Below are 14,030 nucleotides of genomic sequence, written 5' to 3' on the forward strand. Positions count from 1 at the left end.
CGCGACCCGCTACGACAAGCTCGCCAGGAACTATCTGGCCTCGCTCTGCCTCGCCGCTCTCGTCGCCTACTGGCTGCGTTGAGTCTCGACCATAGAGAGATGTCAGCGGCCTTGGAACAACGGCCGCCATGCCGGTTGCGGTGAGGTGAAACCCACCGACTGCGGCGTCGCATCGCGTGCCAATATCTCCAGGCGTGTCCCCTTCGAGGCCCGACCCCTTCTACGCTAGGAACAGCCATTCGATGCCGGCCGAAATCGGCCGCATCTTCCGGAATTCCGGAATATCCATGAAACCCGAAAGGAGCCAGCTTTCCCCCGTTGAGCGAGGGGAAGCGGCGATGATTCATGTTATCGATGCCGAAAACCGGCACCTCTACGGCGCCGAATTGGAGCAGCATTTCCGGATCCGGCACCAGATCTATGTCGGCGAGCGCAAATGGATGGCGCTCGAGCGACCCGATGGTCGCGAGGTCGATCAGTTCGACAATGAGGATGCGACCTATCTGCTGGCGCTCGAAAACGGGCGCGTGATCGGCGGCACGCGGCTTGTTCCGACGACATCTCCCCATCTGATGGCGGACGTTTTCCCGTTCCTGGCCGATGTCCGCGGCATCCAGCGCGGCAGCGATATCGTCGAATGGACGCGCATCTTCGTCGTTCCGGAGCGGCGTGGCAGCGACAGCAAGGTCCTGCATACGGTCCTAGCCGGCATGTTCGAGCATTGTCTGGCCCAGAACATCGCGGCGATCACCGTGGTGATGGAAACTTGGTGGATGCCGCGTTTTCTGGAGCTGGGCTGGGAGGTCCGGCCGCTCGGCCTGCCGACGATGATCGACGGCATGAACTGCGTCGGCACGATCATCACCGTGAGTGAGAGAGCTTATCGCCGCACTCTCGCCTTCAAGGATATCGAAGCGCCCGTCATCCTGTCGCGCCGCGCTGCAAGCAGGACCCCGGGCGAGCGGAGGATCTCGCATGGCTAGCCAGCATGACACCGGCAGCAGCCGGGACAAGATCGAATATGCGCTGGGCCTGCTCACCAACCTCTTGCGCAACCAGCCGGTGCACCAGGAATTGGTGGATGTCGCCTATCGCATGGACCTGCCGGATGAGCTCTGGCTCGCGATCCAGATCCTCTCCATGTCGGAGCCGGACCAGGTGAAGCTCAGGGACTTCCTGTTGGTGAATCCCAGTCCGCAATTGCAGCGGCTCAACCGGAGCACGCTCGTGCTGACCCAGGACGCGGCGCCGGCCCTCCACTGAGCCAACGCCAATCGAGGGAATCGCACTGTCTTTCCGGGCCCTTCGCTGCGCGAAGTCCCGGAAAGACGATGTGCCTCCGCGGGAGGCCGGCGATTCAGTGCATCACTGCTCGATGGTATCGATCGGGGCGTCGCCGAGCGACTCGACGAGATCGACGATGCGGCGGCGCACGCGCGGGCTCTTGATCCGTACGAACGCCTTGGTCAGTTGCACGCCTTCGCTCGTGGCGAGGAAGTCGGCGACATAGGTCGTGGCCGGTGCTTCGGCGAAGCCGTTCCCGATCGTGTCGTCGGTCGGGGCGCCGTCGAAGAAGAAGGCGACGGGCACGCCCAGCATTTTTGAAATCTGCTGCAGGCGGCTCGCGCTGATCCGATTGGTGCCCTTTTCGTATTTCTGGACCTGCTGGAAGGTGAGGCCGAGCGCCTCGCCCAGTTTCTCCTGGCTGACGCCGGCGAGCATGCGGCGCATGCGGACACGGCTGCCGACATGACGATCTATCGGATTTGGTACTTTTTTCAGCATGTTGGCCGGTCCCCTTTTTCTTTCCGTTCAGACCGTCGGCGGCCCGAAGGCCCGGTCTGACCGGCTGTTTGGCGGTCGCCCCGTAAGAAAGTTCCAAATGGGATCACCGTCGTCGCATTATTACTCCAGCGAGCAATAGGCTGGCAACTACACCCGCAAAGAAAAGGTCGCCGAAGCGGGAATAGGGCGTCGCGGCACCGGCACGGGGAAGGGAGGTGTCGAGCACGCCCGTTTCGCTGAGCGGCAGCGCCGCGCGGATTCGGCCGTAATGGTCGACGACCGCCGAGATGCCGGTATTGGCGACGCGCACCAGCGGCAGGCCTTCCTCGATGGCGCGCAGGCGCGCCTGGGCGAGGTGCTGATAGGGACCACTGGTCTGCCCGAACCAGCCGTCATTGGTGAGGTTGAGCATGAAGCCCGGCCGGGGGCCGCTCGGCATCGCCGCACCCGGGAAGATCACCTCGTAGCAGATCAGGCTCGCGGCGGGTGGCAGGCCGCGGATCGACAGGGGCGTGCGGCGATTGCCCGACGCGAAGCCACCGGGGACCGAGACGAACTCCGACAGACCGAGGGCGCGGATCAGCCGGTCGAGAAAGGGCGGCAGGTATTCGCCGAACGGGACGAGGTGCACCTTGTCGTAGCTGCCGGTGATCACGCCCTCGTCGTTCACCACCTGGATCGAGTTGTAGATCGGCGGCCGGCTCTCGCCCGGTAGCGTCTCGCCGGCGCGGGCCGCCCCCGTGATCAACGTCGTGTTCGGTGGCAGCAAGGCGGCGATCCGCGCCAGCGCCTGCGGCGTGCGCCCGAGCAGGAAGGGGAAGGCTGATTCCGGCCAGATCAGATGGGTCACATCCTGCACGCCTGAGGTCGACGGGCCGGTCGCCCGATCGCTCAGCGTCAGGTAGTGTGACAGGATCATCTCGCTGTTGCGTGGGCTGAACTTGGCGTCCTGGGGCAGGTTCGGTTGCATCAGCCGCAATTTCACCCCGTTCACCGCCGGAACCGGTTCGGCCGGCACGCGCCAGGCGCCGAAGCCGGCCATGACCGCCAGCAGAAGGGCGGCGAACACAGGTGCCCGCCAGCGTTCCGCATCGGTTTCGCCAGTGCAGAGCACGGCCGGTGCGGCGCCGATCGCGACCGCGAGTGCCGTCAGCCCATAGAGCCCGATCAGGCTGGCGCTCTGGGCCAGCCAGCTCGGTCCGGCCAGCATCATGCCGTAGACGTTCCAGGGAAAGCCGGTGAGGACATGGCCGCGCAGCCATTCGCTCAGTGCCAGCGCCGCGGCCAGGACGAGGATGCGCCCTGCCCCCATGGGCCAGATCGCCCGCGCCAGGGCAAAGCCCGCGGCCGGGAAGACGGCGAGGAAGGCCGGCAGGGCGACGACGCCGAGCGGCATCGCCCAGGCGAACTTGTCGGCCTCGACCAGGAAGGCGGCGCCGAGCCACCACAGCCCGGCGAGATGATAGCCGAAGCCCCACCACCAGCCGGCGCTTGCGGCCGCCCACAGACGTCCGCGAGCGGTCTGCGCGACCGAGCCGTCGATCAGCCAGACCGCGGCGGTCATCGGCACGACCATCAGAGGCCACAGGTCGAGCGGCGCCAGCGCCAGCGCCCCGCTCGCGCCACACAAGAGAGCGATCAGCCGGCGCGGCCAGCCCCAAGCGAGGATGACGCGGTCGGCCAGCACCGACAGCTTGGTCATGCGGCGTCCGGCGCGGCTGGCGGCTGCTCGGCCACTGCGGGGACGCGGCGATGGATGCGCAAGCGCTTGACCCGGCGCGGATCGGCGTCGAGCACCTCGAATTCGAGGTCCTCCGGCCCCTTGATCAGTTCGCCGCGCACCGGCACCCGGCCGGCCAGGGTCACGATCAGCCCGCCGAGCGTATCGACCTCCTCGGCGACCTCGGCGCTCGACAGGTCGATTCCCGTGGCTTCCTTCAACTCGTCGAGCGTGGCGCGGGCATCGGCGATATAGCGGTTCTCGCCGGCTGGAGCGATCGCAGGGGCTTCGTCGAGATCATGCTCGTCCTCGATGTCGCCGACGACGATCTCGACCAGGTCCTCGATCGAGATCAGCCCATCGGTGCCGCCATATTCGTCGATCACCAGGGCGATATGGGTGCGCGTCGCCTGCATCCGGACGAGAAGGTCGACCGCCGGCATGGAGGGCGGCACATAGAGCACCGGCCGCAGGATCTTGGCCTGGGCCAGCGTCATCGAGAGGTCGATGGCGCCAAGGCTCGGCCCGGTGCCAGCCTCGGCTTCGCCGCGCAGCTTCCGGCCCGGCTTGGCCCGGGCGGCGATGAAGTCGAGGAAGTCGCGGATATGGATCATCCCGCGGGGGTCGTCGAGCGACTCGCCATAGACCGGCAGGCGCGAATGGCCGGCGGTGCGGAACAGGGCGAGCAGGTCGCCGAGCGTCGCCTCCGAGGAGACCGCGATGACGTCGGCGCGCGGCACCATCACGTCGGCCACGCGGCGCTCGCGCAGGCTCAGCACGTTCGAGAGCATCGCCCGCTCTTGCGGGGAAAGGTCGGTGACCCCGCCGCCATCCTGCGCCAGCGCCTCGGTGATGTCCTCGCGGATCGAGCCGCCATGGCGCAGGCCGAGCCGGTCGAGGAACTGGCCGAGCCAGTGCGACAGGCCGCGGCCTGATGGTTCCGACGATGAGGTAGATCGTGTGTCGTCGCTCATGACGCTGGCGGGGGCTTCTTGGTCTTGGCCGCGGGGCGGGGCTGCATGGGTTCCGGCTCCGAGCCGGCATAGGGATCGGCGATGCCGAGCCGGGCGAGCGCCGCGGTCTCCAGCGCTTCCATGCGCTGCGCCTGATCCTCGGTCTCGTGATCCTCGCCGACGAGGTGCAGCAGGCCGTGGATCACGAGATGGCTGAGATGATCGCCGACGGATTTCTCTTCGGCCTGCGCCTCCCGGACGATCGTCTCGAAGGCGAGCACGATGTCGCCGATCACCGGGCTAGAGGCGATCCGCTGGGGCGGCGCGGCCGGGAAGGACAGGACATTGGTCGCCTTGTCGAAGCCGCGCCAGTCGCGGTTGACGATGCGGATGCGCTTGTCGTCGGTGAGCAGCAGGCTGAGCTCGGCGCCGGGCAGCGGCTTGACCGGCGCCAGCGCCAGTCCGACGTCGATGGCGGCGAGGATGCGCGGTCGCAAATCCTCGATCTCGCGCCACTTCCGCGATTGTATGCGAATATCGAGCGTGGGCCCGCTTGGGTCGGGCTCCGAAGTTTCGGTTCGCGGCGCTGAGCGCCGCGAACGAGGTCGGTCGGTCATCGCGGCCGCTCCCGCGACAGCATGCGCTTCAGCCCGTCGGCATCGCCCTCGACCGGCTGATCCGGCGCAGGCAGGGCGGCAAGCCGCGCCTCGCGCTCGTCGCGCTCCTTTCGGGAGGCGTCCTCATAGGCCATGACGATGCGGCGCACGAGCGCGTGGCGGACGACGTCGCCCTCCTCGAAGCGGGCATGGCCGACGCCCTCGACGCCCGAGAGCAGCCGCACCGCCTCGACCAGGCCGGAGCGCTGGCCCGGCGGCAGGTCGATCTGCGAGGGGTCGCCGGTAATGATCATGCGCGAGCCCTCGCCCAGGCGGGTGAGGAACATCTTCATCTGCACGGAGGTAGCGTTCTGCGCTTCGTCGAGCAGCACCACGGCATTGCTCAGCGTCCTCCCGCGCATGAAGGCGAGCGGCGCGATCTCGATCATGCCGGTCTGCAAAGCGCGCTCGACATGGCGCGCCTCCATGAAGTCGTTGAGCGCGTCGTAGATCGGCCGCAGATACGGATCGACCTTCTCGCGCATGTCGCCGGGCAGGAAGCCCAGGCGCTCGCCGGCCTCGACCGCCGGGCGCGACAGCACCATGCGCTCGACCACGCCCTGCTCGATCAGCGAGACGGCATGGCCGACCGCGAGCCAGGTCTTGCCGGTGCCGGCCGGGCCTTCGGCAAGGACGAGCTCATGGCGCTTGAGCTGGCGGAGGTATGCGTCCTGCGCCGCGTTGCGGGCCCGGACCGGGCCGCGCTTACGCGTCACCACCGCGTCGAATGCGGCTTTGCCGGCATTGTCGGAGGGGAAGAGCGAGCGCTGCGCATTGCTCTCTTCGATCGCACCGTCGACCTCGCCGAGATTGACGGCGGCGCCGGTCTTGGCGCGGGCATAGAGCGTGCGCAGGACGCGGCTCGCCTGCTCGGCGGTCTCGCGCGGCCCCTTGATGGTGACATGGTTGCCGTTCGGGGCGACGACGACGCCGAGACGCCGCTCCAGATGCGCCAGGTTCTGGTCGTAATGACCGAAGACCAGGCTGGCGGTCTGGTTGTTGTCGAAGGTGAGTTCGACTTCCGCGCCGGGCAGGCCGTCGCGCGTCAGCGCCTCGTCGCGGCGGCCGCCGCGCTCGGCTCTCGGATTGAATTGATCGGCCTGGGCCAATGCCATTGTCTCCACTGGGAATGAGTCGGACAGGCGCAGTCAAAAACCTTCACCACAACGCCGACGCCATCTTGACGCTACGCACCCCAACCGTCTTCAGGCAGCCAGATCCGGCTGCTCGACCGCGTGGCCGAACAGCGAATTCGAGCCGGCGCGTTCGATCTCGACCAGGACGCGATCGCCGATCCGGTGCGTCGCGCTCTCGATCTGGACCGCCTGCATATAGGGCGTCTTGCCGGCGAGCTGGCCGGGATGCCGGCCGGTCCGCTCGAGCAGCACCTCGACGGTGCGCCCCACCATGGCGTGATTGAACTCCTGCCGGTGCTGCTCGACCAGGGCCTGCAGCCGATGGAGCCGCTCGTCCATCACCGCGAGCGGGACCTGCTCGGAGAGCTCGGCCGCCGGCGTGCCGGGGCGCGGCGAATATTTGAACGAATAGGCCGAGGCGAAGCGGATATCGGCGATCAGCCGCAGCGTCTCCTCGAAATCGGCATCGCTCTCGCCTGGGAAGCCGACGATGAAGTCCGAGGACAACGCGATGTCGGGTCGCGCGGCGCGGATCCGGTCGATCAGCCGGCGATATTCGTCGCCAGTGTGCTTGCGGTTCATCGCCGAGAGGATGCGATCCGATCCGGCCTGCACCGGCAGATGCAGGAACGGCATCACCTGCGGCAGGTCGCGATGGGCTGCGATCAGCTCATCGTCCATGTCGCGCGGGTGACTCGTGGTGTAGCGGATGCGGGCTATGCCCGGCACCTCGGCGATCCGGTGCATCAATTGCGCCAGGGTCCAGACCCGGCCATCCGGCCCCTCGCCGTGATAGGCGTTGACGTTCTGGCCGAGCAGCGAGACGTCCTGCACGCCGGCCTGCGCCAGCCGCTCGACCTCGGCGATCACCTGCGCGACCGGGCGCGAGAATTCGGCGCCGCGCGTATAGGGCACGACGCAGAAGGCGCAGAATTTGTCGCAGCCTTCCTGCACGGTGACGAAGGCCGAGATGCCGCGGGCGACGATCGCTGCCGGCTTCGGCGCCGGCAGATGGCCGAATTTGTCCTCGGGCGGCAATTCGGTGTCGACGACGCGGCCACGCTTCGCCTGGGCGAGCAGCTCGGGCAGGCGGTGATAGGTCTGCGGGCCGATGACGAGGTCGACGGCCGGCTGGCGCCGCTGGATCTCGGCGCCCTCCGCCTGCGCGACGCAGCCGGCGACGACGAGCGTGGTCTCGCGCCCGTCCGCCTTGCGCTCGCGCTTCAGGTCGCGCAGCTTGCCGAGCTCGGTATAGACCTTGTGGGCCGCCCGCTCGCGGATATGGCAGGTGTTGAGCAGGATGAGGTCGGCGTCGTCAGGCGTCGCAGTCTCGACATAGCCCTGCTGGCCGAGGACGTCGGCCATGCGCTGGCCGTCATAGACGTTCATCTGGCAGCCATAGGACTTGATGTGGACTTTCTTCATCAACGCTGATCCGGCCTCAACCGCGTCTCCTTATCCCAATCGCCTCGTGGATGGGAATCATATCGCCGCCAGCAGTCACCACGCAATATCCGGGCCGCAACACTCCGCAGCCGATGCGAATCTGGCTCAGCCGCGTGACCGGCCGGTGACGGCCTCCTGCCTTGCGCGCCGGATCGAGATCTCGGCGAGGCGCGTCGCCTCCTTGCGCGAGAGCTTGCGGCCCATCCGGATCGGCTCGCCCCAGGCGAGCTCGACGTCGATGGCGCCGGAATTGATCATCGCCTGCAAATGCGGCGCGAGTTCGGTGTCGCCATACCAGGCCAGCGCCGAGCGCTCGGCCCGCCCGCCGCGCAGGCCGTGGAAGCCGGTATAGGTGATGCAGAGCGGATAGACCGTCGTCTCGGACTCGTCCGCGCCGCGCACGGCTTCGTGAGCGGCGCCGAGCAAGGAAGAGCGCAGCGGCACGATACGCGTGCCGTCGCCGGTCGTGCCCTCGGCGAAGAGCACCACCGATTGCCCGTCCTGCAGCCGCTTGCCCATCTCGCTGGCGACGCCGGCGGTGGCGCCGCGCCGCATCCGGTCGATGAAGACGGTGCGCTGCAGCGTCGAGAGCCAGCCGATCACCGGCCAGGTCGCGACCTCGGCCTTGGCGACGAAGGAGAGCGGCCCCGTCGTGCCGATGACGGGGATGTCGAGCCAGGAGATGTGGTTGGCGACGATCAGCCCGCCCTCTCCCGGCCGGGGAGCCTCGCCCCGAGCGGTGATTCGCACGCCGAAGCTGCGGCAGACCAGCTTCTGGAACAGCCGGGTGAAATAGAACGGCCGCCCGAAACGCATTGCGACGAGCTGAGGCGGGATCAGGACGAGCGTGCCGAGGACGAGCAGCGCGAGCCGCGCCATGGCGCCGGGACGGAGGCCTTTCATGCTGGGCCGTTCATTCTCTGAGTTGGCGCCCCGGTTTGCGATCCCGGCTATAATCGGGCTTGTCGCAGGCGTCTACGTCGCTCGGTTCAACCGAGATCGCGCCGCATCACCAGGGCCGCGACGCGAGTTCCGTCGGCCTTGGCGTAATAGCCTTCTCGGCGCCCAACGATCTCGAAGCCGAGCCGGTTGTAGAGCCCGATCGCCGCCACATTACCCTCCTCGACCTCGAGGAAGAGCCGCGCCGCCCCACGCGCCGCCAATTGCGCCATATGCGCGCAGAGCAGGCTCTGCCCGAGGCCGGACCGCCGCCTTCCGCCAGCGACGACGATGCTGAGGATCTCCGCCTCGTCCGCGGCCACCCGCGACATCACGAAGCCGCAGGGCTCGCTGGCGCTGCCGAGGAAGACGCCATCGCTGACGACCGCCCGGTCGGCGAGCAGCGCCGCGCATTCGCCGGGCTCCCACAGCCTTGCGAAGCCGCCCTGGTGATGCAGGGCTGCGACCTGGCGGGCATGGCGGACGTCGAGCGGGCCGGTGCGGGCAGGGCCGTCCTTCCGTCCGAGCAGGGAATGCAGCCAGCTCATCGTTCGTGTGCACCGCCGTCATTCCGCGGCGATCCGTCAGGATCGAGCCCGGAACCCATGAACACCGGATTTGCAGAATGGAGCATGACGGATGCAGCGCGATCTGGATCGAAGGCCGTGTTCATGGGTTCCGGGCCCGCCGCTGCACGACGCCCCGGAATGACGGAGGAGGTTCCGATACGGGCCATGTCAGCGCCGCGGCAGCCGGGCGCGGTCCTGCGGCGTCGTTTCCGGCGCCTTGAGATAGAGCGGGCGCGGCGGCGCGCTGTCGGGGTCGGCGATCATGCCGAGCCGCGCCACCCAGATCACGTCCGGCGCCTTGGCGTCGTCGACCACGAGCGCGTCGAGCCCGATCGCCCAGGCCTCGTTGGCGACGGCGAGCGCGGCCGAGCCGACCAGCGAGACCGGCCCGGCGCCAATGGCGCGGGCGGCGTCGCGATGGTTGACCTGGCGCACCGAGACGAGCTGCTTGCCCTGCGCGTTCAGAGCCTGGAACCAGACCTGGCCGTGCTTGGCATCGACCGCGGCGGCGACAACGCGCCCGCCCTCGCGGCCGATGAAGGGCGCGGCGCTGGCGGCCAGCGTCGAGACGCCGATCGCCGGGATGCCGGCGGCGAGCGCGATCGCCCTCGCCGCACTGATGCCGACGCGCAGGCCGGTATAGCTGCCGGGGCCGATGGTCACGGCGACGCGGTCAAGCGAGGAGAAGCCGCCCTCGACCTTGGCCATGACGCGCTCGATCATCGGCATCAGCGCCTCGGCATGGCCGCGCTCCATCGCGGTCTGCTCGATCGCGAAGGGAATGGGCTCGCTGCTGTCGAGCACGCAAGCCGAGCAGGCGCCGAGCGCGGTGTCTATCGCGAGAATGCGCATCGGGCTTAGGTCCGGTCTGCGATGCGGGCGGCGATCAAACCGCCTCGACCTCGCGCACCTGCGGCAGGAAATGGCGCAGAAGGTTCTGGATGCCGTGCTTCAGCGTCGCGGTCGAGGACGGGCAGCCCGAGCAGGAACCCTTCATCGCGAGATAGACCGTGCCGTCCTTGTAGCCGCGGAAGGTGATGTCGCCGCCATCGCCGGCCACCGCCGGGCGGATGCGGGTCTCGAGCAGCTCCTTGATCGTGTCGACCGTCGCGGCGTCTTCCTCAGCGAAGAACTCGTCCTCGCTCTCGGCGAGCTCGTCGACCGGGGCGCCATCGCTCATCAGCGGCGCACCCGACATGTAATGTTCCATGATCGCGCCGAGGATGGCGGGCTTGAGGTGCGGCCATTCGCCCTCGGCCTTGGTCACGGTGATGAAGTCCGAGCCGAAGAACACGGCCGAGACGCCCTTGACGCCGAACAGGCGGGTGGCGAGCGGCGAGCGCTCGGCCAGAGCGGGATCGCGCAATTCGATCGGTCCTTGCGGCGAGACGCTGCGTCCGGGCAGGAACTTCAAGGTGGCGGGGTTGGGCGTGGCTTCGGTCTGGATGAACATGGCTTTGTCTCCGGCGCCGGCGGGTCAAGGCCGCCGTTCCTGATCCCGATATAGGCCGGACGCTGGAATCATTCCAGCAGCTGGGCGCCCCGATCAGGCCAGCGCGTCGATTTCCTCGTCGTCGAGGTGGCCGGGCACGATCGCGACCGGGATCGGGAAGCTGCCGGCCCCCTTGCCGGCGAGCGCGCTGACCAGCGGGCCCGGCCCGTCGCGGCCGGTTCCGGCGGCGAGGACCAGCAGCGAGATATCCTCGTCGGCCTCGATCAATTTGACCATCTCGTCGGCCTTGACGCCGGTGCGCACGACCTTTTCGGGTTCGAGCCCGGCGAGCGAGCGCACGGAGGCGGCGGCCGCGTCGATCAGCTCCTGCGCCTCGGCCTCGGCGTCGGCCTGCACCATGTCGCCGACGCCGAGCCAGGTCTCGTCGGGGGGCGGAGTGACTACGCCGAGCAGCACGATCGAGGCGCCGAGGCGGGCGCAGCGCCGTGCCGCAAAGCGCACCGCCTTGGCGCACTCCTCGCTATCGTCGACGACAGCGAGGAATTTCGGGCGATGGCCCGTCTCATAGGACCGCCGTCTCTTGACCATTGCTGCTGCCTGCCGCCGTTTCAGGACATGTCATGGTGACAGGCGTCGCAAGGTCAGCGCAAGCCTCCCTCGCGGCACCTGCCGGATCAGCGCCGGCGCACGAAGCCGGTGATGTCCTTGACATCCAGCATGATCGGCGCGGCGATCGCGGCAGCGCGGTCGGCGCCGTCGCTGAGGATGGCGTCGATATGGCTGGGATCGGCGAGCAGGCGGCGCATCTCGCCGGCGATCGGCGCGAGCTTGCCGACCGCGAGCTCGACCAGCGCCGCCTTGAAGCCGGAGAACTGGCTGCCGCCGAACTGCCCGAGCACCTGCGCCTTGCTCTCGCCGGAGAGCCCGGCATAGATCCCGACCAGGTTCTCGGCCTCCGGCCGGCCCTCCAGACCCTTCTCCTCGGAGGGCAGCGCTTCGGGATCGGTCTTCGCCTTGCGGATCTTCTGCGCGATCATCTCGGCATCATCGGTCAGGTTGATGCGCGAATAGTCCGACGGGTCCGATTTCGACATCTTCTTGGTGCCGTCGCGCAGGCTCATCACCCGCGGCGCCGGCCCCTGGATCATCGGCTCGGGCAGCGGGAAATAGCCGAGATCGCCGGTGCCGAGGTTGAGCTCGGCGATGCGCTCGGCGAAGTCGTTGTTGAACTTCTGGGCGATGTCGCGGGTCAGTTCGAGATGCTGCTTCTGGTCCTCGCCGACCGGGACATGGGTCGCCTTGTAGAGCAGGATGTCGGCCGCCATCAGCACGGGATAGTCGTAGAGCCCGACCGAGGCGTTCTCGCGGTCCTTGCCGGCCTTCTCCTTGAACTGGGTCATGCGGTTGAGCCAGCCGAGGCGCGCGATCGTGTTGAACACCCAGGCGAGCTCGGCATGGCCGGAGACCTGGCTCTGGTTGAAGATGATGCTCGTCTTGGGATCGACGCCGGCGGCGATATAGGCGGCCGCGACCTCGCGTGTGGCGCGGGTCAATTCGACCGGGCCGCCCCAGACGTCGAGCCCCTGCGTGATCGCGTGCATGTCGACGACGCAATAGATGCAGTCATGGGTCTTCTGCATCGCGACCCAGTTCACCAGCGCGCCGAGATAATTGCCGAGATGGAGCGTCGAGGTCGGCTGCATGCCGGAGAAGACGCGGGGAGAGAAAGCGGCCATGGGGCGCTCCGTCGTCAGGGCGGAAAAGTCTTGAGTCGGGGGTCGATCCGCTCAGGAACGCGGCGTTCTGACGGAAGCGCCGCGAAGGCGCAAGAGCCGCGGCGGCAGAACCGCGTCGAAGGCGCCGAGCAGGAAGCCGGCGACGGCGTAAACAGCAGCACCTGTGCAGCACAGCAAGGCCAGGGCGCCGGCGCGCCACAGCCCCGGCTGGCTCGGGTTCAGCGCAGAGAGGAGCGGCCTGATCATGGCCTCGAGCGCAGCCACCATGAGCACCGCGGCGATGACGATGGCGAGGATCGTCCTGGCATCGGCCCAGCGCGGCCGCCACAAGCCAGCACGCAGCATATGCAAGCCAAGCAGTCCGGCTTGGACTATGAAGGCGAGGCTCGCTGCGAGCGCGCCGATCATCGCCGCATCACGCCAGCCGAGCAGGGCGTAGCCGGCGAACGCTGCGACAGCGACCGCGGCAAAGCCGGCAATCAGCGGCAAACGTGGCTGCCGGCGCACGAAATAGACCTGTCCCAAGACCTTGGCGGCGAGTGCGAAGGGCAGGCCGCAGGCGAAGGCGGCCAGTGCCGCAGCAGTGCGCTCGCGATCGGCGGCGTTGAACTGCCCGTTCTCGAACAGCACCGAGACGATCGGCTCGGCCAGCACATAGAGGGCCGCCGCGGCCGGGATCGCAAGCGCCAGCCCGAGCGCCAGCGCCCGGCCGAGCAGGGCGTCGTGGTCCGCCTGCGAGATCTCGCCTGCCATGGCCGAGAGCACGACCGTGCCCATGGCGACGCCGAAGAAGGAGAGCGGCAGCTGGAAGACCCGGTCGGCATAATACAGCGCCGAGACCGAGCCGGGCTCGGTCGAGGCGATCTGCGTCGAGATCAGGAGCACGAGTTGCGCCGCCGAGGCGGCGAGCAAGGTCGCGCCGCCCGTCCTGACCAGCTGCGTCATGTCCGGCGACCAGCGCAGGCCGGGCTGCGGCAGCCCGATGCCATGCAGGCGCCACAGGATCATGGCGAGATGGGCAAGGCCTGTGAGGCTGAGGCAGGCGGCGAGCAATGTCGCGCTGGCATGGCTGTTACCGCCGCGAAACAGCGCGAACAGCAAGGCCGCGAGCAGGATCGCGTTCATCAGGGCAGGCGCCAGCGCCGCCACGGTGAAGCGCCCCTCGGCGTTGAGCAGTGCCGCAAGCAGGGCTGCGAGCGTGGTCAGCAGCACGAAGGGCAGCATCAGCCGCGTGTAGAACGCGGCGAGCGCCAGCGTTTGTGGCTCGTCGGCGAAGCCGCCGGCCAGTCCGAGCACGACCCAGGGCGCGAAGATCTCGGCCAGAACGACGAAGCAGATCAACAGGAGCCCGAGCTGGCTCGCGGCCGCGCCGGCGAAGCGTTTCGCGTGATCCTCGCCGCGTTCGGCCTTGATCGCGAGATAGAGCGGCACGAAGGGCGCGTTCAAACCGCCTTCGCCGAGCACGCGCCGGACCAGATTGGGCAGGCGCAGCGCCGCCAGGAAGGCATCCGCCACCGGACCGGCGCCGAGCAGGCGCGCGATCAGTACGTCGCGGGCAAAGCCAAGCAGGCGCGACAGGATCGTCGCGGCGCCGACGACGAGCGAATCGCGGGCGAGGCGGGAGGACGTAGCCACAG

The 14,030-nt window shown here is 68.3% G+C and carries 15 protein-coding genes and 1 pseudogene; 3 read left to right on the top strand and 13 right to left on the bottom strand.

Annotation, left to right across the window (positions count from 1 at the left end; all coding sequences use genetic code 11):
* The 3 genes and pseudogenes from BMZ69_RS31250 to BMZ69_RS19700 form a co-directional block, all read left to right on the top strand.
* Window positions 1-82 (top strand): annotated as a pseudogene (locus BMZ69_RS31250) (IS5/IS1182 family transposase); the annotation flags it as partial.
* Between the two features lie 256 nt (window positions 83-338).
* Window positions 339-983, top strand: a complete 645-nt coding sequence (locus BMZ69_RS19695) for an acyl-homoserine-lactone synthase (RefSeq protein WP_175506887.1) — start codon at window positions 339-341, stop codon at window positions 981-983.
* The gene (locus BMZ69_RS19700; RefSeq protein WP_092159771.1) at window positions 976-1,263 is read left to right on the top strand and encodes a hypothetical protein; all 288 of its coding nucleotides are present in this window, start codon (window positions 976-978) and stop codon (window positions 1,261-1,263) included. The genes BMZ69_RS19695 and BMZ69_RS19700 overlap by 8 nt, the downstream gene beginning before the upstream one ends.
* A gap of 102 nt (window positions 1,264-1,365) precedes the next feature.
* On the opposite strand, the gene BMZ69_RS19705 is transcribed toward BMZ69_RS19700, so the two are convergent.
* From BMZ69_RS19705 to murJ, 13 genes are all read right to left on the bottom strand, one after another.
* Entirely contained in the window at window positions 1,366-1,785 is a 420-nt protein-coding gene (locus BMZ69_RS19705; RefSeq protein WP_092159773.1) for a helix-turn-helix domain-containing protein, read from the bottom strand.
* 103 nt (window positions 1,786-1,888) lie between these two features.
* Window positions 1,889-3,487 carry an apolipoprotein N-acyltransferase gene (gene lnt, locus BMZ69_RS19710; protein WP_092159775.1) on the bottom strand — a complete coding sequence of 533 codons (1,599 nt, stop codon included), beginning with the start codon at window positions 3,485-3,487 and terminating at the stop codon, window positions 1,889-1,891.
* Complete coding sequence (locus BMZ69_RS19715) at window positions 3,484-4,479, bottom strand: hemolysin family protein (RefSeq protein WP_092159777.1); 996 nt, start codon at window positions 4,477-4,479, stop codon at window positions 3,484-3,486. Before BMZ69_RS19715 ends, lnt begins: the two co-directional genes overlap by 4 nt.
* A complete protein-coding gene (gene ybeY / locus BMZ69_RS19720) occupies window positions 4,476-4,955 on the bottom strand; it encodes an rRNA maturation RNase YbeY (protein ID WP_244543444.1) in 480 nt (159 codons plus the stop codon). Before ybeY ends, BMZ69_RS19715 begins: the two co-directional genes overlap by 4 nt.
* A 116-nt stretch (window positions 4,956-5,071) precedes the next feature.
* Window positions 5,072-6,163 carry a PhoH family protein gene (locus BMZ69_RS19725; RefSeq protein WP_244543454.1) on the bottom strand — a complete coding sequence of 364 codons (1,092 nt, stop codon included), beginning with the start codon at window positions 6,161-6,163 and terminating at the stop codon, window positions 5,072-5,074.
* 156 nt (window positions 6,164-6,319) lie between these two features.
* Window positions 6,320-7,675, bottom strand: coding sequence for a tRNA (N6-isopentenyl adenosine(37)-C2)-methylthiotransferase MiaB (miaB, locus tag BMZ69_RS19730; RefSeq protein WP_092159783.1), 1,356 nt, complete (start codon window positions 7,673-7,675; stop codon window positions 6,320-6,322).
* A 126-nt stretch (window positions 7,676-7,801) separates the two neighbouring features.
* A complete protein-coding gene (locus tag BMZ69_RS19735) occupies window positions 7,802-8,599 on the bottom strand; it encodes a lysophospholipid acyltransferase family protein (protein ID WP_092159785.1) in 798 nt (265 codons plus the stop codon).
* 86 nt (window positions 8,600-8,685) lie between these two features.
* Window positions 8,686-9,183, bottom strand: a complete 498-nt coding sequence (locus tag BMZ69_RS19740) for a GNAT family N-acetyltransferase (protein ID WP_092159787.1) — start codon at window positions 9,181-9,183, stop codon at window positions 8,686-8,688.
* 189 nt (window positions 9,184-9,372) lie between these two features.
* A complete protein-coding gene (gene tsaB / locus BMZ69_RS19745) occupies window positions 9,373-10,056 on the bottom strand; it encodes a tRNA (adenosine(37)-N6)-threonylcarbamoyltransferase complex dimerization subunit type 1 TsaB (protein ID WP_092159789.1) in 684 nt (227 codons plus the stop codon).
* Between the two features lie 34 nt (window positions 10,057-10,090).
* Window positions 10,091-10,657 carry a NifU family protein gene (locus tag BMZ69_RS19750; RefSeq protein ID WP_092159791.1) on the bottom strand — a complete coding sequence of 189 codons (567 nt, stop codon included), beginning with the start codon at window positions 10,655-10,657 and terminating at the stop codon, window positions 10,091-10,093.
* Between the two features lie 93 nt (window positions 10,658-10,750).
* Window positions 10,751-11,245 (bottom strand): universal stress protein, encoded by a 495-nt coding sequence (locus BMZ69_RS19755; protein ID WP_092159793.1) that lies wholly within the window; start codon window positions 11,243-11,245, stop codon window positions 10,751-10,753.
* 86 nt (window positions 11,246-11,331) lie between these two features.
* Window positions 11,332-12,393: a tryptophan--tRNA ligase gene (gene trpS / locus BMZ69_RS19760; RefSeq protein WP_092159795.1), complete on the bottom strand. Its 1,062-nt coding sequence runs from the start codon at window positions 12,391-12,393 to the stop codon at window positions 11,332-11,334.
* A gap of 51 nt (window positions 12,394-12,444) precedes the next feature.
* Window positions 12,445-14,028 carry a murein biosynthesis integral membrane protein MurJ gene (gene murJ / locus BMZ69_RS19765; RefSeq protein ID WP_175506888.1) on the bottom strand — a complete coding sequence of 528 codons (1,584 nt, stop codon included), beginning with the start codon at window positions 14,026-14,028 and terminating at the stop codon, window positions 12,445-12,447.
* Window positions 14,029-14,030: the final 2 nt, after the last annotated feature.

Origin of the sequence: Allobosea sp. CRIB-10, from assembly GCF_900112185.1 — a bacterium.
Taxonomy (GTDB): Bacteria; Pseudomonadota; Alphaproteobacteria; order Rhizobiales; family Beijerinckiaceae; genus Allobosea.